A 17,627-nucleotide genomic window follows, 5' to 3' on the forward strand; every position below is an offset into this window, starting at 1 on the left:
GCCATGGCCGGGCCTACCGCTGACCTGTTCGCCGATGAGGCCTTGCAGCAACCTGCAAGGCGCGAACAGATTGGCGAAGAGTCTTACGTCCTGGGAGGTTACGCCCTGCCCTGGATTGAGCGTTTATTGCCCGAATTGCGGCGTGTCCTGGCCCAGTCGCCGTTTCGGCAAATGGTCACGCCCGGCGGCTTTACCATGTCGGCCGCGCTGAGCAGTTGTGGCGCGCTGGGCTGGACCACCGACACCCGCGGCTACCGCTACAGCCCCCTCGACCCGCGCAGCCAGCAACCCTGGCCGGCAATGCCCGACGCGCTGCGCGAATTGGCCATCTCGGCAGCGAACGCGGCGGGTTTCAGCGATTTTTCGCCGGATGCCTGCCTGATCAACCGCTACGTACCCGGCGCCAAAATGTCGCTGCATCAGGACAAGAACGAGCAGCGCTATGACGCGCCAGTGGTGTCGGTGTCCCTCGGCCTGCCGGCGATTTTCCTGTTCGGCGGCCATCAGCGCAGTGACAAGACGCAAAAAGTCTCGCTGTTCCACGGTGATGTGGTGGTCTGGGGTGGGGTGGATCGCCTGCGCTTCCATGGCGTGATGCCGATCAAGCAAGGCGAGCACCCGATCATGGGACCGCAACGCATTAACCTGACCTTTCGCACCGCCGGCTGATTTGACCGCAAGCTTCGGAGTGTCGAGCGCCAACTGTCGGGTTAATCTGCCGATCACCACTCAAGAGTGCAGGCCATGAACCACTCACTAGACCCACGCTGGGCCGCCATCGTTGCCCGCGATGCCAAGGCCGATGGACTGTTTGTCTACGCTGTGAAAACCACCGGCGTGTACTGCCGCCCCAGCAGCGCCTCACGTTTGCCGCGTCCGGAAAATGTCGAATTCTTCGACACCCCGGCACACGCTGAAGCTGCCGGTTATCGTCCCAGCCGACGCGCCGCCGGCGACCAGACTCAACTGGCCGCCCACCATGCAAAGCTGGTCGCCGACGCGTGTCGCCAGATAGAACAGGCCGAAACACCCCCCAGCCTGGAGGCCCTCGCCCGCCAGGCCGGCTTGAGTTCGTTCCATTTCCATCGCGTGTTCAAAGCCGTCACCGGCCTCACCCCCAAGGGCTACGCCAGCGCCCTGCGCTCGCGCAAAGTGCGTGATGGGCTCAAGGCGCAGCAGTCGGTCACCGATACGCTGTACGACGCCGGTTTCAATTCCAACAGCCGCTTTTACGCGGCGGCTGACCAGGTGCTGGGCATGAAGCCGCAGGAGTACAAGGCCGGCGGTGCCAACAACCTGATTCGCTTTGCCGTGGGCCAATGCTCGCTGGGGGCGATTCTGGTGGCGCAGAGTCAACGCGGTGTGTGTGCGATTTTGCTGGGTGACGATCCGGATACGCTGGTGCGCGACCTGCAGGACCAATTCCCCAACGCCGAACTGGTCGGCGCGGATCGGGATTTCGAACAATTGATCGCCCAGGTCGTGGGCTTTATCGAAGCGCCCGCCCTGGGCCTGGACCTGCCGCTGGATCTACGCGGCACGGCCTTCCAGGAACGGGTGTGGCAGGCGCTGCGGGATATTCCGGTGGGCAGCACGGCCAGCTACGCGCAGATTGCCCAGCGTATCGGCGCGCCGACGGCATTTCGCGCAGTGGCCCAGGCCTGTGGCGCCAACCACCTGGCGGTGGCGATCCCCTGCCATCGCGTGGTGCGCAGCGACGGCGCGCTGTCCGGCTACCGCTGGGGCGTAGAGCGCAAGCGCACACTGCTGGCACGGGAAACCTCGGACTGACCCGGCTGCATAAAGCACTGCCCTCGTCCAGTGAATAAAACAGAGTGGCCGGGTGCCAAGGGGCCTGCTAAAACAGCGAAAAGCCTCACTGACGCTGGAGACGCACCCCATGAGCACTTGGCCAGACACGCGCATTCTCGACCTGCTGGGCATCGACCTGCCCATCATCCAGGCCCCCATGGCGGGCGCGACCACCACCGCCATGGTGATTGCCGCCTGCCAGGCCGGCGCACTGGGCTCCATGCCTGCCGCTGCGCTGAGCATCGAGCAACTGCGTGAGGCGTTGACCGCCATCCGCCAGGCCGGCACCCGCCCGGTCAATGTCAACTTTTTCTGCCATCAGGCGCCCGCAGCGAACGAGGAACACGAGCGGCGCTGGAAAGCGCTGCTGGAGCCCTACTACCGCGAACTGAGCGCCGATTTTGATGCGCCGACCCCGGTCTCCAATCGTGCGCCCTTCAATGAAGCGGCGTGTGAGGTGATCGAAACCTTTCGCCCCGAAGTCGTCAGTTTTCACTTTGGCCTGCCGGAAAAAGCCTTGCTGGACCGGGTAAAAGCCACCGGAGCCAAGGTGCTTTCATCGGCGACGACGGTCGAGGAAGCGATCTGGCTGGAACAGCACGGCTGTGATGCGATTATCGCAATGGGCCTTGAGGCCGGTGGCCACCGCGGTATGTTCCTCAGTGACGACCTCAACGGCCAGATCGGCTTGATGGCGCTGCTGCCGCAAGTCGTCGACGCCGTCAGCGTGCCGGTGATCGCGGCCGGTGGTATCGCGGATTCGCGCGGGATGCTCGCCGCGTTTGCCCTGGGCGCCTCGGCGGTGCAGATCGGCACGGCATACCTGTTCACCCCCGAAGCCAGTATCAGCGCTTCCCATCACCATGCCTTGCGCCATGCCCAGGCCAGCGAAACGGCCCTCACCAACCTGTTCACCGGGCGCCCGGCGCGGGGCATTGTCAACCGCGTGATGCGCGAGCTGGGCGCGATCAACCCCGCCGCGCCAGCGTTTCCACGGGCCGGTGGCGCATTGCTGCCGCTGAAGGCCAGGGACGAAGCCGGCTTCAGCAACCTGTGGGCGGGTCAGGCCTTGCGTCTGGGGCACGACCGCTCGACGTACGACCTGACCCGCGACCTGGCCGAGCAGGCATTGGCCAGGCTGCGCTAGGCCTGTCGGCACGTGGCGCAACTTCGCACTGTACCGGCACCCGCCAACCGCTATATATTCTCGTACATAGCGGCAATCGGCCGTACACCCTCAAGGAGTTGCTTCATGATGATCCGCGCCGCGCGCCTGGCCCCCCTGCTCGCCGTCTTCGCCCTGGGTTCGGCGCAGGCCGATGAGGTGCAAGTGGCCGTCGCCGCCAACTTTACCGCGCCGATCCAGGCGATTGCCGCCGACTTCGAGAAAGACACCGGCCACAAACTGGTCGCGTCCTTCGGCGCCACCGGGCAGTTCTATACCCAGATCAAGAATGGCGCGCCGTTCCAGGTGTTCCTCAGTGCCGATGACACCACCCCGCAAAAACTCGAGGCCGAGGGCGATACCGTCAAGGGCTCACGCTTTACCTACGCGGTCGGCACCCTGGCACTGTGGTCGGCGAAAGAAGGCTACGTGGATGCCCAGGGTGAAGTGCTCAAGCGCAATGCGTTCAAGCACCTGTCCATCGCCAACCCGAAAGCCGCGCCGTACGGCCTGGCCGCCACTCAGGTGCTGGCCAAAGAAGGCTTGACCGATCAGGTCAGGGACAAAATCGTCGAAGGCCAGAACATCACCCAGGCCTATCAGTTCGTGTCCACCGGCAACGCCGAGTTGGGCTTCGTGGCGCTGTCGCAGATTTACAAGGACGGCAAGTTGTCCAGCGGTTCGGCGTGGATCGTGCCGTCGTCCCTGCATGACCCGATCAAACAAGACGCGGTGATCCTCACCAAAGGCAAGGACAGCGCCGCCGCCAAGGCCCTGGTCGATTATTTGAAAGGCCCGACGGCCGCTGCGGTAATCAAGTCTTACGGTTATGAACTGTAAATGCCGCTCACGAGTGCTGATTTTTCCGCGATCTGGTTGACGGTCAAACTGGCCTCGCTGACCACGGTGATCCTGCTGCTGATCGGTACGCCAATCGCCCTGTGGCTGTCGCGTACCCGTTCTTGGTGGCGCGGGCCCGTTGGTGCAGTCGTCGCACTGCCGTTGGTACTTCCGCCGACGGTCATCGGTTTCTATCTGCTGTTGACCATGGGGCCCAATGGCTACGTCGGCCAGTTCACTCAGTGGCTGGGCCTGGGCACCCTGACCTTCAGCTTCGCCGGGCTGGTGATCGGCTCGGTGATCTACTCCATGCCCTTCGTGGTGCAACCGTTGCAAAACGCGTTCTCGGCCATCGGCACGCGCCCGCTGGAAGTGGCGGCGACCTTGCGTGCGGGCCCGTGGGACACGTTTTTCACGGTGATCCTGCCGTTGGCTCGCCCAGGATTCATTACCGCGTCGATTCTCGGCTTCGCCCATACTGTCGGCGAGTTCGGCGTGGTGCTGATGATCGGCGGCAATATCCCGGACAAGACCCGGGTGGTCTCGGTGCAGATCTACGACCACGTCGAAGCCATGGAATATGCCCAGGCCCACTGGCTGGCCGGGGCGATGGTGGTGTTCGCGTTCCTTGTATTGCTGGCGCTCTACTCCAGCCGTAAAACCAAAATGGGCTGGAGCTGATCGCGATGATTGAGGTACGCCTGCACCTGAAGTACACAGGCTTTGCGCTGGACGTGGAGCTGCAATTGCCGGGCCGTGGCGTCACCGCCCTTTTCGGCCCTTCCGGCTCCGGCAAGACCACCTGCCTGCGCTGTATCGCCGGCCTGGAGCGCGCCGCTGACGGCGTTGTGCAGATCAACGACGAGGTCTGGCAAGACAGCCGTAACGGGGTGTTCGTGCCGCCGCACAAACGCGCCCTGGGCTACGTTTTTCAGGAGGCGAGCCTGTTTCCCCATCTGTCGGTGCAGGCCAATCTGGCGTTCGGCTTCAAGCGCATCCCACGTGCGCAGCGACGCGTGAAAATGGCCCAGGCCACTGAGCTGCTGGGTATCGCTCACTTGCTTGCGCGCGACCCGCAGCACCTGTCCGGTGGTGAGCGCCAGCGCGTCGGCATCGCCCGCGCCCTGCTCACCAGTCCCCGCTTGCTGCTGATGGATGAACCCCTGGCGGCCCTCGACAGCCAGCGCAAAAACGAAATCCTGCCTTACCTCGAACGCCTGCACGACGAACTGGATATTCCGGTGCTGTACGTCAGCCATGCCCAGGACGAAGTGGCGCGCCTGGCCGACCACCTCGTCCTGCTCGGCGACGGCAAGGCCCTGGCCAGCGGCCCCATCGGCGAAACCCTGGCGCGCCTCGATCTGCCCCTGGCGCGGGGCGACGATGCCGGTGTGGTCGTCACTGGCCGCGTGATTGCCTATGACGAGCACTATCAGTTGCTCACCCTGCAACTGCCCGATTGCCTCTCGCAGATACGCGTAGCCCACACGCCGATGGCCCTGGGCACACAGCTGCGGGTGAAGATTCAGGCACGGGACGTAAGCCTCAGCCACCAGGCGCACACGCACAGCAGCATCCTCAACCGCCTGCCGGTGACCGTCATCCAGGACGTCGCAGCGGATAACAGTGCCCATGCACTGGTGCGTCTGGATGCCGCCGGCACGCCGCTGCTGGCACGCATCACGCGGTTCTCGCGGGACCAGCTGAATGTGCAGCCGGGGCAAGTGCTGTGGGCGCACATCAAGGCGGTGGCGGTGCTCGCCTAAACCATTTGGCACGACCGCAGGGCGACGCGGTCAATCAGACATACCGGCCTGATCCGTTGCCAAGGAACCCGCACCATGCCCGACTCTTCGCTGCCCGCCGATCTGCCCCGCGACCTGCACTATGTTGACGACAGCCAACCCGGCATCCGCCGCAAAAAGCTGCGCGGCAAGTTCCAGTATTTCCGCCCCGACGGCGAGCGCATCACCGATGCCGATGAGATCAAGCGCCTGAATGCGCTGGCGGTGCCGCCCGCCTACACCGATGTGTGGATCTGCGCCGACCCGCGTGGCCACCTCCAAGCCACCGGCCGCGACGCCCGTGGTCGCAAGCAGTACCGCTACCATGCGCGCTGGCGCGAGGTGCGTGACAGCGACAAGTACGCACGTCTGCAGGCATTCGGCGCGGCCTTGCCCAAGTTGCGCAAACAATTGGAAGCACAGATCGCCCAGCCCGGATTCACCCGCGACAAGGTGCTGGCCACGGTGGTGATGTTGCTTGATGCCACGCTGATCCGCGTCGGCAATACCCAGTACGCCCGCGACAACAAATCCTACGGTTTGACCACCCTGCGCAACCGTCACGTGGACATCAAGGGCAGCGAGATAAAATTCCAGTTTCGCGGCAAGAGCGGCGTGGAGCACCAGATCAGCGTCAAGGACCGGCGCCTGGCCAGCGTGGTCAAGCGGTGCATGGAACTGCCCGGGCAGAACCTGTTCCAGTACCTGGACGAAAACGGCGAGCGCCATACCGTCAGCTCCCAGGACGTCAACGCGTACCTGCACAGCCTGACCGGCGAGGATTTCACCGCCAAGGACTACCGCACCTGGGCCGGCACGGCCATGGCGCTGGCGGTGCTGCGCGAATTGGCGTGGCAACCGGAGTCCGACGCCAAGCGCCATGTGGTGGCGATGGTCAAGGACGTCGCGAGGCAACTGGGCAATACGCCGGCGGTGTGTCGCAAGTGCTATATCCACCCGGCGGTGCTCGAGCATTTCAGCCTGGGTGAGCTGTCCAAGCTGCCCAAGCCGAGGGTGCGCAAGGGCCTCAAGGCCGAGGAAGTCGCCCTGGCGATGTTCCTTGAGCAACTGGTCGCAGACTTGCCCAAGCCCGCCAAGGCGGGTTAGCCTGCGAAGCCCTGTCACTCTCGAGACGATTGCCGACGTGAACAACTAAGCCTTCCAAAAATGTATCTGCAACGAGCCGCCTGGCGCGCACGTTGGCTTGTTCGACATTTTCCTGGAGGTGCTGATGACTCACGTCAACCGGCTGCCCGCATTGATTTCCTTGCAACACCTGTGTTTCCAGTTCGCCAATGGCGAAACCGTGCTGGAAGACCTCAATCTGTCCATAGACCGGACCCCCACCGGTATCGTCGGTCGCAACGGGCGCGGCAAAAGTATCCTGGCGCAATTGATGGCCGGCATCCTGCAGCCCACCTCCGGTACGCTGAAGGCCCCGGCCCATGTGGTGTATGTGCCCCAGAACGTGGTGGTGCGACCCGGTGCGAGCGTCGCTGACCTCACCGGTACCGCCCAGTGCCTGGCCGCCCTTGAACGCATGAATCAGGGCGTGGGCCTGGCCGGCGACCTGGCGCTGATCGATGAGCGCTGGGACCTGGCCGAACGTCTGCGCACGGCCCTGGATACGGCGGGGTTGACGTCAATTGGCGCCGCGTCCCGGGTCGATCAACTCAGCGGAGGACAACTGGCCAGGGTGGCGCTGATCGGCGCGTTGCTGGCGGCGCCGCCGTTGCTGATCCTCGACGAGCCCAGCAACCACCTCGACAGTGGCGGGCGGGCCTGGCTGCTGCAGCAATTGGCCGCCTGGCGCGGTGGCCTGGTGGTGGTCAGCCATGATCGGCAGTTGCTCAACACCATGGGCCGGATCATCGAACTGTCGCCCCTCGGTGTGCAGGCTTACGGCGGCAACTACGCCGCCTATCTTGAGCAACGCGACGCCCAACAGCAGGCGGCTACCGCAGCGTGGGAATACGCCCGCGAGCAGCGCAGCCGCGAACGTCAACGCTTGCAAAAGGCCCATGACAGCCTGCAGCGCCACGCGGCGCGCTCACGTAAACAGGCAGAAACCGCCAACGTCGACCGCTTTACCAGGGCGCGCTGGAAGAGCGCCGCCACGCAAATCGTCAGTGCACGGGGCAGCGCCCATCGCGATCACAAAGACACCCTCGACGCGCAGGTGCGCCAGGCCTACGCACGTGTGGTGGACGAAACGCCGACCCTGCTCGCCCTGCCCGGTTCGGCGCTGGCCAACGGTCGCCAGGTGGTCAGCCTGCACCAGGCGCAGTTGCCCTGGCTGGACCCGCGTGCACCTTCGACCTACCTGAGCCTGGACCTGACCGGACCGGTGCGCGTGGCAGTGCGTGGGCCGAACGGTTGCGGCAAATCCACTTTGCTCAAGTTGCTTGCCGGGCAATGGCACGCCGTCAGTGGAACCTGTGCGGTCACGGTGCCCTGCGCCTATATCGACCAGCACCTGACGCTGCTGGACGACCAGCGCAGCATCGTCGAACAGCTCAACCTGCTCGACACGCCGCTGATGGAAGCCGAACTGCGCACACGCCTGGCCTTGCTGCAGCTGGATGCCCGGCGCGTGACCCAACCCGCCGGGCAACTCAGCGGTGGCGAGCGGTTGAAGGCGGCGATGGCGATCGCTTTATGGCGCGGGGCACCGGCGCAACTGTTGCTGTTGGACGAACCGACCAATCACCTGGACCTGGAGACGGTGGTGGCCTTTGAGCAGGCCTTGCAGGGATTTACTGGCGCGCTGATGGCGGTGTCCCACGACGAGGCGTTCCTGCAGGCGATCCAACCCAGCCATTACCTGAGCTGGTACAGCACCGGGTGGCGCCTGGAGCCTGTGTGATCTGATTGCACGCCGTCGCAAAGCGTCCTAGGGTAGTGGCCGGATAATCTCACTGGAAACCGGCCGATGCTGCCTTCACCCGTCAAGCCTTACGCCAATGCCGCGCTCGCCCATCGACAACGCTGGCGTGGACGCGTGGGACTGCTGCTGGTGGCTGGTTTGTCGGTACTTGCCGGCATGACCGATGCCATTGGTTTCATGGCCAGCGGCGATTTTGTCTCGTTCATGAGCGGCAACACCACGCGCCTGGCGGTCGCGATCAGTGCAGGCGACGGAGGGCTTACCGCACGCCTGGTATTGCTGGTTGCCACCTTCATCATCGGCAACGCGTTGGGGGTGATTGTCAGCCGCTTGAGCAAGCGCCACGCGCTGCCCCTGTTGCTCAGCATCGGCGCCCTGCTCTGCGGTGCGGCACTGCTGCCATGGTCCGATACGCTGCCCGCGCTGTTGGCGGCGATTATCGCCATGGGCATGCTTAACGCGGCTGTCGAGCAAGTCAATGGCGTGCCCGTGGGGCTCACCTATGTCACCGGGGCGCTCTCACGCTTCGGTCGCGGGCTGGGCCGCTGGTTGATGGGCGAACGCCGCAATGGCTGGCGCATGCAGCTGGTGCCGTGGGCAGGGATGTTTGTCGGCGCGGTGATCGGGGCACTGCTGGAACAGCAGATCGGGCTGCGCGCGCTGTGGGTCAGTGGCGCGCTGGCGGGGTCACTGGGCCTGGCGACCCTGGCGATACCCCGGCGCTGGCAGTTGGGTTTCATGCCACGCTGAACGGCAGGGTATGGAAAAAAGGTGCCCGCCCGACGTTTCGGCCTCGACATCCGTGTACCGGTAAAGAGCCATCACGTCGGGCGAGCCGGTGAATAATAAGCCAATGCCCGACGGCTGTCCCGCCGGGCGTTTCTGAATATGACTAAGGCAAGGTATTACAGACAAGTGGCGAGCGCAGCCAGACGACGTTTGGCGGGCATCGTGTCCTCTGCAGCGTAATACTTGACGGTCGAACCTGCGCCCGTGCTCAGCACATCCACAAAGTAATCACCGCCCGTGGTGTACACCGTAAAGCCCCCGGCCTCGGCTGCTTCCTTGAAGCCGCCGGCATCGACGCCGAACACGCCTTCGTCCTGCCAGCCGTACTGAATGCATTGGGCGACCACCAGAGTGGCCTTGTCCGACGCCATGGTCTTGTACGGGCTGCCCGCACGCGCCTCCTTCATCTTCGAACCCGCGCAGCCGGCCAGCGTCGCCAGTACCACTGCGCCTATCACCACTTTGTACATGCCTGTGCTTCCTTGGAAAAAACGTGACTCTACCATTGCGCCGCCGCCAACTGACGCGCCCATGAACTTTGTTTCACTGTAAAGGCCAAGCCGGCCGCTTATAGTGGCCACGCTCATTTTTAGAAGTCTCCCTTCTGCCCGCCCTCCCGCGGGCTTTTTTTCGCCTGCGGTTCACAACCACCAGCGCAGCAGATAAAACAGCGCCATGCTCGACAGCACCGTGACCAGCACGCTGCGCGTCCACAGCATCAACCCCACGGCGCAGACCCCGGCCAGCAAATAGGGGTTGCTCGGGCTCAGGTCGAGCTGGTGGTCTTTGATGAAAATAATCGGCCCGCAAATCGCGGTGAGCATGCCCGGTACGGCAAACCCGAGGAACTCACGCGTCCCCCGATTGAGTCGTACCGGCAGGCGCGGCTCGATAAACAGGTAGCGGTTGAAAAACACCACCAGCGCCATTGCCACAATCATCAGGTAGATCATCGCTGCCCGACTCCCAGGCGTTTGCAGGCGAACCCTGCGCTCATCCCCAACACGCCCGAGACCACCACCGCCGATTCCCAGTGCAGGTAACTCAGCCACACCGAACACAACAGCGAGACGGCGACGCAGACCAGCGTCGGCACGTCGCGCACCACCGGCGTGATCAGCGCGATAAAGGTCGCGGCAATCGAAAACTCCAGCCCCAACTGGTCGAGGCCGGGAATGCTTTTGCCCAGCACAATGCCGGCCAGGGTGAACAGGTTCCAGATGATATAGAACGTGAGGCCCACACCCAGGGCATACCAGCGATTGAAGGTCTGACGGTCATAGTGGCTGACCAGGGCAAAGAACTCGTCGGTCAACAGAAAACCCAGGCTCATGCGCCAGCGGGTGTTGAGCGAGGACAGCGTCGGGCGCATGTGCATGCCGTAGAGCAAATGCTGGGAGGTCAGCAGCAAGGTGGTCAGCACGATGGAGATCAGGCTGGCGCCGCTTTTGACCATGCCGATCGCCACCAGTTGGGCCGCGCCGGCAAACACGATGGCGGACAAGCCCTGGGCTTGCAGCGGCGTGAACTGCGCATCGATGGCCATGGAGCCGGCGAGCAACCCCCAGGGGGCGCAGGCCAGGGATAACGGAATGACAGCAATCGCGCCACGTGTGAACGCGTCATAAGGGAGGGCAGCAGGCATGGACGGGGCTCATCGACAAACAGTCGGCCAGCATGCCGGCGCACGCGGGCGCTTGTCTTGAACGATCTTGCTCAGGCCAGTTTTACCGAGACCAGTTCCACCGAATCGCGCGCTTCGCGCAGTTCGTAGGCGTCCTGGTTCAACCGGTGGATGGTGTTGAGCAGGCGCTGGCGCAGCACTTCATCGCCGAGTTTTTCGACGGCACGCATCAGGTCAAACGCCGCGGTTTCGTTATTATCCGCGACGGAATCCAGGGTTTTGCGCAGGTTACGAGTGGCTCGGGTCACGCGGGAACTTCCTTCATCAGCAATGGGCGGGCACTTTAGGACATTGATGTTTCATTTTAATTTCAATCACTTGTGGTCGATCATCGGGCAGTTGATCCACGTCAACCGAAATCAGGATTTGACCTACGTGGCCCTTTATCCGCAATCCTGTTCAAATGCTGGCCGCTGCCGCCCGGGCACGGCTGACGCTATTAATCCTGCGCGTGCGCGAACTTTACGCAGGCGAACTGATCCATGCCTTGGATGACAGCCGGCCCTGCTGGCAGAACGACGCGCCGCGTCCGGATGCACTGGGCGACAGACCATAACCGGCCAGCACTTGCTGCTGAGCCATCGGAGCGTTAATTCATGCTTGTCGCAATTGCGATTTTCCTTGTCACCATCGTGCTGGTCATCTGGCAACCCAAGGGCCTGGGCGTGGGCTGGAGCGCCAGCCTGGGCGCGATCCTGGCCCTGGCCTGCGGGGTAATCAGCCTGGCGGACATCCCGGTGGTATGGCACATCATCTGGAACGCCACCGGTACTTTTGTCGCCTTGATCATCATCAGCCTGTTGCTGGATGAAGCCGGGTTCTTTGCCTGGACCGCGCTGCATGTGGCGCGCTGGGGGCGTGGCCGAGGCCGGCGCCTGTTTGCCTATATGGTGCTGCTCGGCGCACTGGTGTCGGCGCTGTTCGCCAATGACGGCGCGGCGTTGATCCTCACCCCCATTGTGATGTCGATGCTGCTGGCCCTGCGTTTTTCTCCGGCGGCGACGCTGGCATTCGTCATGGGCGCAGGCTTTATCGCCGACACGGCGAGCCTGCCGCTGGTGGTGTCGAACCTGGTGAATATCGTCTCGGCGGATTATTTCAAGATCGGCTTCAACGAATATGCCGCCGTGATGGTGCCGGTGAACCTGGTCAGCGTCGCCGCGACCCTGGCGGTGCTGCTGTGGTTCTTCCGCCGCGATATTCCGCAGAGCTACGACCCGGCCGACCTGGAACAACCCGACAGTGCCATCCACGACCGTGCGACGTTTCGTGCCGGCTGGTGGGTGCTGGGTATTCTGCTGGTCGGCTGCTTCGCGCTGGAGCCCCTGGGCATTCCCATCAGCGCGATTTCCGCGGTCTGCGCCGTGCTGTTGCTGGTGATCGCCGCCAAGGGCCACACGATTTCCACGCGCAAGGTCTTGAAAGACGCGCCATGGCAAATCGTGGTCTTTTCCCTGGGCATGTACCTGGTGGTGTACGGCTTGCGTAACGCCGGCCTGACCGATTACCTGGCCACCTGGCTCGACACCTTCGCCGCCCATGGCGTGTGGGGCGCGGCCATGGGCACCGGTGTGCTGACCGCGCTGTTGTCTTCGGCGATGAACAACCTGCCGACGGTGTTGATCGGCGCGCTGTCCATCGAGTCCAGCCATGCCGTGGGCGTGGTCAAGGACGCAATGATCTACGCCAACGTGATCGGCAGCGACCTGGGCCCGAAAATCACCCCTATCGGCAGCCTCGCCACCCTGCTGTGGCTGCATATCCTGGCACGCAAGGGCATCACCATCACCTGGGGCTACTACTTCAAGGTCGGGATTGTGCTGACCGTGCCGGTGCTGTTGATCACCCTCGCCGCCCTCGCCTTGCGCCTGAGTGTCTGAGGAATACCATTCAGTTGAGCGTATACGGCCGTCTGTAGGAGCGAGCTTGCTCGCGAAAAACGTCAACGATAACGCGTGCTTTCTAAATGAACGCGGTGCCTATGAGTTTTTCGCGAGCAAGAGCTAGGCGCCCGCTCTTGCACATTCAATGCTGCATGGTTTCCTGCCCTCGGACTGACGTATGCTTTCGCACTTTCTCGAAAGGACACGGGCATGCTGACGATCTTTTTCTACGCGCTGGTTTTCGGCTTTGTATTTTGCCTGTCTCCCGGCGCAGTGCTCGCCGAAACCCTTCGCCGTGGTTTGCTCCACGGTTTCACACCGGCCCTGTTGGTACAGGTTGGCTCGCTGGTGGGCGATGCGGTCTGGGCGGTGATCGGGCTGACGGGCATCGCGCTGTTGATCCAGCATGAGGCGGTACGCGTGCCGCTGACGGTGATCTGCGCGCTTTACCTGGCCTGGCTGGGCATCCGCAGCCTGATCGATGCCTGGCAGCTACCTCAAGTCGAAAGCGCACCCGCCAGTTCGGCAAAAAACGCACTGGTCGTGGGCGCGACGATCTCCCTGGCCAACCCCAAGAACATCGTTTACTGGGGGGCCTTGGGCAGCGCGTTGTCGGGCATCGTTGGTGCTACTCCGAGCCATGGACAAACACTGATGTTTTTTGCAGGCTTTATGCTTGCGTCGGTGCTGTCCTGCTTTCTTACTGCCGCGCTGGTCAACTTGCTGCGCAAGAATGCTTCGCCGACTTGGCAACGCATCAGCTATGGCGCTTGCGGTATTGTATTGATTTATTTGGCAGTCCTCGCGGCACAGAGTATTTGAAGTTACATAGGCCGCCACTTATCTGAATAAATTCTGAACATCGACTCATTTAATTAACCATGCGTTGACATTCTGTAACTGCCTGAGTAAATTGCCCCTGCCCGCAACAGGGGCCTTTTTTAAACCTCACAAAAGAAGCCAATGGACACAGTATCTAGTCGCTGTCCGAGCACCGCCTCAGCGGGCGTCGGGCGCCAAACCCAGAACATGACGGGACTTGCCTTCCAGGCCCGGTAAGCTGCGCTAGAGCTTGATGCTCCACCGTAACTGCCTCGCCGGTCGCGTGTCCGGTCCCGAGGTGTGTTATGACCTTGCAAACCCTTGTTTTACCTGATGTATGCACCCTGGCCGCGGCCCTGCGCGCCAAGCTGGGTCGTGCGCCCACCGGCTTGCGCCCTGCCCGCGCGGCCTTTGATTCATCCTCCCTCCAAGTGCGTCCGGCCCGTCCGCTGGCGCATTGGCGTGTCTGCCCGCAAAGCGGCCAATTGGTGCAGCAGTGGGATCACGCAGACCCTCAGGACCCGCAGAGACCGATCGTTTCCAGCCTGGCCCAGGCTGCCGTGATGCTCGGTTTTTACTTGAGCGCTCGCGCCGCCTGACCTGTCTGGAAACAGCAACTTTCTTATTGACGCACTGGAGTTCCTTATGAACTTTCCCAGTCGTGGATGGCTGCGCGCACGTTAATTAGCGCGCCGTCAGTATTCACTGTTATGGATTATCCAGATCCTATTTAAACCGATCGCAAAGTTCGCGGCTCGGCCTGCTTTCGCTCGCCTGTTATCAGGCAAGTATCGGGCATGTTGCGTCGAGAGTTGGCGACAGGAGTACACACCATGAGCGCCGTAAAAAACACGCCACTGCAGCACAAAAAAGGCAGCGACGGCAGCACCCCCAAACTGTCGATGCGCGCCGCCCGTGAGGCCCGAAACGGCCTGTCCGCCACCCTGGCCAACGTGCGCGCCACCCAGGATGGCCTGACCGAGCTGGACGCCTCGGCGCGCCTGCATCGCGAAGGCTACAACGAAGTGGCCCATGACAAGCCGCCTCACGCCCTCGTCCAGTTCCTGCAGGCACTGAACAATCCGTTTATCTATGTGTTGCTGACCCTGGGCGGCATCAGTTTCATCACCGATTGCTGGCTGCCGATGCAGGACGGCGAAGCAGCCGACCCGACCAAGGTCATCATTATCATGACCATGGTGCTGCTCAGCAGCCTGCTGCGTTTCTGGCAGGAACACCGCTCGGCCAAGTCCGCCGAGGCGCTCAAGGCCATGGTGCGCACCACCGCTACTGTGCTGCGCCGCGAACAGGTAGGCGCCCGGCCGACCCTGCGCGAAGTGCCGATGCGCGAGCTGGTCGCCGGTGACATCGTGCACCTGTCGGCCGGCGACATGATCCCCGCCGACATCCGCCTGATCGAATCCCGCGACCTGTTTATCAGCCAGGCAGTGCTCACCGGCGAAGCCTTGCCGGTGGAAAAATACGACACCCTGGGCGATGTCACGCAAAAGTCCGCGTCCCCGTTGTCTGCCGACCCGGACAACCTGCTGGACCTGCCGAACATCTGCTTCATGGGCACCAATGTGGTCAGCGGCCGGGCGACAGCCGTGGTGGTCGCCACCGGGCCGCGCACGTATTTCGGCTCGCTGGCCAAGGCGATTGTCGGCTCAAGGGTGCAAACCGCGTTCGACCGTGGCGTGAACAGCGTCAGTTGGCTGCTGATCCGCTTCATGCTGGTGATGGTGCCGATTGTGTTCTTGCTCAACGGCTTCTCCAAAGGCGATTGGGGCGATGCCTTCCTGTTCGCCCTTGCCGTTGCCGTAGGCCTCACCCCGGAAATGCTGCCGATGATTGTCAGCGCCAACCTGGCCAAGGGCGCCACGGCCATGGCCCGGCGCAAAGTGGTGGTCAAGCGCCTCAATGCGATCCAGAACTTCGGCTCGATGGATGTGCTGTGCACCGACAAGACCGGCACCCTGACCCAGGACAAGATTATCCTCGAGCATCACGTCAACGCCTGCGGCCAGCGCGATGATGCGGTGCTGTCCCTGGCCTGGCTCAACAGCTTTCACCAGAGCGGCATGAAGAACCTGATGGATCAGGCCGTGGTGCAGTTCGCTGCGCAGAATCCCAGGTTCGAAGTGCCGTTTGCCTACAGCAAGGTCGATGAATTGCCGTTCGATTTCGTCCGCCGGCGCCTGTCGATCATGGTCAAGGACGCCGCCGGCGATCATCTGCTGGTGTGCAAGGGCGCCGTGGAAGAGATGCTGAGCATTTCCACCCACACCCTGGAAAACGGCGCCGCGGTACCGCTGGATGAGCGCCGCCGCGAGCAGTTGCTGGCGATCGCCAATGACTACAACGAAGACGGCTTTCGCGTACTGGTCGTCGCCACCCGCACTATCCCTGCAGCGCTGGCGCGCCAGCAGTACACCACCGCCGATGAACGCAACCTGGTGATCCATGGCTTCCTGACGTTCCTTGATCCACCCAAGGAAACCGCCGGCCCGGCGATTGCAGCGCTGCAACAAATCGGTGTGGCGGTCAAAGTGCTGACCGGCGACAACGCGGTCGTGACCAGCAAGATCTGCCGCCAGGTCGGCCTCGAACCCGGCCAACCGCTGCTGGGTCCGCAAATCGAGGCGATGGACGACGCGACGCTGCTGCGCTGCGTGGAACAACGCACGGTGTTTGCCAAGCTCACGCCGCTGCAGAAATCGCGGGTGCTCAAGGCGCTGCAAGCCAACGGCCACACCGTCGGTTTCCTCGGCGACGGGATCAACGATGCGCCCGCCCTGCGCGATGCCGACGTGGGCATTTCGGTGGACAGCGGCACGGATATCGCCAAGGAGTCGGCCGATATCATCCTGTTGGAAAAGAGCCTGATGGTGCTCGAAGAAGGCGTGCTCAAGGGCCGCGAGACCTTCGGCAATATCATGAAGTACCTGAACATGACCGCCAGTTCCAACTTCGGCAACGTGTTCTCGGTGCTGGTGGCCAGTGCGTTCATTCCGTTCATGCCGATGCTGGCGATTCACCTGTTGCTGCAGAACCTGATGTACGACATCTCCCAGCTGGCCCTGCCGTGGGACAAGATGGACAAGGAATACCTGGCAAAGCCACGTAAATGGGATGCGAAGAACATCGGCCGCTTCATGATCTGGATCGGACCAACCTCGTCAATCTTCGACATCACCACCTTTGCCCTGATGTGGTACGTGTTCTCGGCCAACAGCGTGGAAATGCAGACCCTGTTCCAGTCCGGCTGGTTTATCGAGGGCCTGCTCTCGCAAACCCTGGTGGTGCATATGCTGCGCACCCGCAAGATCCCGTTCTTCCAGAGCACGGCCGCCTGGCCGGTATTGATGATGACCTGCATCGTCATTGCCCTGGGCATCTACGTACCGTTCTCGCCCCTGGGCACCCTGGTGGGCCTGCAACCGCTGCCGCTGGCGTACTTCCCATGGCTGGTGGGCACCCTGCTCGCCTACTGCTGCGTCGCCCAACTGATGAAGACGATCTACATCCGCCGCTTCAAGCAGTGGTACTGACCCCCTCCGTTCAATCGGTGAAGGCCGCCCGGCCCTCACCGTGCAACACAAGGATTTACTCATGCGCGTGTTGATCTGTGCAGGTCGGCATTACGCCGACAGCAAAAAGTCCCGCCAGGTGCTGGACGCTTACCACCGCCTGCGCCCGGTGCAGGTGCTGATCCATGGCGGCAACCAGTTCCTGGGCAGCGACATCGAGGAATGGGCCCGCGAAAACGCGATTGACGTGGTGCGCTATCCGCCGAATTGGCAACGCCACGGCAAACAGGCGGAACGCCAGCGCAATCACTTCATGCTGGCCGACAGCCGCCCCGACGTAATCATCGCCCTGCCGGGCGGTGATGACACCTCGGAGCTGGTCTGCCAGGCCAGAGCCAGTGGCATTTCGGTGCTGAGCGTAGAAAGCTGAA

Annotated in this window: 18 protein-coding genes; 14 read left to right on the plus strand and 4 right to left on the minus strand. The window is 62.8% G+C overall.

What is annotated here, in order from left to right; genetic code table 11:
* Positions 1-3: 3 nt before the first annotated feature.
* The 9 genes from alkB (at position 4) to BFQ00_RS09165 (ending at position 9,238) form a co-directional block, all read left to right on the plus strand.
* Positions 4-669, plus strand: a complete 666-nt coding sequence (gene alkB / locus BFQ00_RS09125) for a DNA oxidative demethylase AlkB (protein ID WP_065933266.1) — start codon at positions 4-6, stop codon at positions 667-669.
* A gap of 75 nt (positions 670-744) precedes the next feature.
* Positions 745-1,791 carry a bifunctional DNA-binding transcriptional regulator/O6-methylguanine-DNA methyltransferase Ada gene (gene ada, locus BFQ00_RS09130; protein ID WP_065933267.1) on the plus strand — a complete coding sequence of 349 codons (1,047 nt, stop codon included), beginning with the start codon at positions 745-747 and terminating at the stop codon, positions 1,789-1,791.
* A gap of 109 nt (positions 1,792-1,900) precedes the next feature.
* Positions 1,901-2,959: an NAD(P)H-dependent flavin oxidoreductase gene (locus tag BFQ00_RS09135; RefSeq protein WP_065933268.1), complete on the plus strand. Its 1,059-nt coding sequence runs from the start codon at positions 1,901-1,903 to the stop codon at positions 2,957-2,959.
* Between the two features lie 105 nt (positions 2,960-3,064).
* Positions 3,065-3,817, plus strand: a complete 753-nt coding sequence (modA, locus tag BFQ00_RS09140; protein ID WP_065933269.1) for a molybdate ABC transporter substrate-binding protein — start codon at positions 3,065-3,067, stop codon at positions 3,815-3,817.
* Positions 3,818-4,498 (plus strand): molybdate ABC transporter permease subunit, encoded by a 681-nt coding sequence (gene modB, locus BFQ00_RS09145; RefSeq protein WP_065933270.1) that lies wholly within the window; start codon positions 3,818-3,820, stop codon positions 4,496-4,498.
* Positions 4,499-4,503: 5 nt separating this feature from the next.
* Positions 4,504-5,583, plus strand: a complete 1,080-nt coding sequence (modC, locus tag BFQ00_RS09150; protein ID WP_065933271.1) for a molybdenum ABC transporter ATP-binding protein — start codon at positions 4,504-4,506, stop codon at positions 5,581-5,583.
* A 75-nt stretch (positions 5,584-5,658) separates the two neighbouring features.
* Entirely contained in the window at positions 5,659-6,708 is a 1,050-nt protein-coding gene (locus tag BFQ00_RS09155) for a DNA topoisomerase IB (RefSeq protein ID WP_065885669.1), read from the plus strand.
* A gap of 124 nt (positions 6,709-6,832) precedes the next feature.
* Positions 6,833-8,467, plus strand: a complete 1,635-nt coding sequence (locus BFQ00_RS09160) for an ATP-binding cassette domain-containing protein (protein ID WP_065933395.1) — start codon at positions 6,833-6,835, stop codon at positions 8,465-8,467.
* Positions 8,468-8,533: 66 nt separating this feature from the next.
* The gene (locus tag BFQ00_RS09165) at positions 8,534-9,238 is read left to right on the plus strand and encodes a YoaK family protein (RefSeq protein WP_065892164.1); all 705 of its coding nucleotides are present in this window, start codon (positions 8,534-8,536) and stop codon (positions 9,236-9,238) included.
* 155 nt (positions 9,239-9,393) lie between these two features.
* On the opposite strand, the gene BFQ00_RS09170 is transcribed toward BFQ00_RS09165, so the two are convergent.
* From BFQ00_RS09170 to BFQ00_RS09185, 4 genes are all read right to left on the minus strand, one after another.
* On the minus strand, positions 9,394-9,747 hold the full coding sequence (locus BFQ00_RS09170) for a hypothetical protein (RefSeq protein ID WP_065933272.1): 354 nt from the start codon (positions 9,745-9,747) through the stop codon (positions 9,394-9,396).
* A 171-nt stretch (positions 9,748-9,918) separates the two neighbouring features.
* Positions 9,919-10,230 (minus strand): AzlD domain-containing protein, encoded by a 312-nt coding sequence (locus BFQ00_RS09175; RefSeq protein WP_065933273.1) that lies wholly within the window; start codon positions 10,228-10,230, stop codon positions 9,919-9,921.
* Positions 10,227-10,922, minus strand: a complete 696-nt coding sequence (locus tag BFQ00_RS09180; protein ID WP_065933274.1) for an AzlC family ABC transporter permease — start codon at positions 10,920-10,922, stop codon at positions 10,227-10,229. Before BFQ00_RS09180 ends, BFQ00_RS09175 begins: the two co-directional genes overlap by 4 nt.
* Before the next feature lie 71 nt (positions 10,923-10,993).
* Positions 10,994-11,209 (minus strand): hypothetical protein, encoded by a 216-nt coding sequence (locus BFQ00_RS09185; RefSeq protein ID WP_065892155.1) that lies wholly within the window; start codon positions 11,207-11,209, stop codon positions 10,994-10,996.
* 348 nt (positions 11,210-11,557) lie between these two features.
* Between BFQ00_RS09185 and BFQ00_RS09190 the strand changes: the two genes are divergently transcribed.
* The 5 genes from BFQ00_RS09190 (at position 11,558) to BFQ00_RS09210 (ending at position 17,626) form a co-directional block, all read left to right on the plus strand.
* Complete coding sequence (locus BFQ00_RS09190) at positions 11,558-12,841, plus strand: arsenic transporter (RefSeq protein ID WP_065892154.1); 1,284 nt, start codon at positions 11,558-11,560, stop codon at positions 12,839-12,841.
* A gap of 213 nt (positions 12,842-13,054) precedes the next feature.
* Positions 13,055-13,666, plus strand: coding sequence for a LysE family transporter (locus tag BFQ00_RS09195; protein WP_065892152.1), 612 nt, complete (start codon positions 13,055-13,057; stop codon positions 13,664-13,666).
* A 305-nt stretch (positions 13,667-13,971) separates the two neighbouring features.
* Positions 13,972-14,265, plus strand: coding sequence for a hypothetical protein (locus BFQ00_RS09200; protein WP_065933275.1), 294 nt, complete (start codon positions 13,972-13,974; stop codon positions 14,263-14,265).
* A 234-nt stretch (positions 14,266-14,499) separates the two neighbouring features.
* A complete protein-coding gene (gene mgtA, locus BFQ00_RS09205; protein ID WP_065933276.1) occupies positions 14,500-17,217 on the plus strand; it encodes a magnesium-translocating P-type ATPase in 2,718 nt (905 codons plus the stop codon).
* 61 nt (positions 17,218-17,278) lie between these two features.
* Positions 17,279-17,626, plus strand: coding sequence for a DUF2493 domain-containing protein (locus BFQ00_RS09210; protein ID WP_065933277.1), 348 nt, complete (start codon positions 17,279-17,281; stop codon positions 17,624-17,626).
* Position 17,627 lies beyond the last annotated feature (1 nt).

Origin of the sequence: Pseudomonas sp. 28 E 9 (assembly GCF_900004785.1) — a bacterium.
GTDB lineage: Bacteria > Pseudomonadota > Gammaproteobacteria > Pseudomonadales > Pseudomonadaceae > Aquipseudomonas > Aquipseudomonas orientalis_A.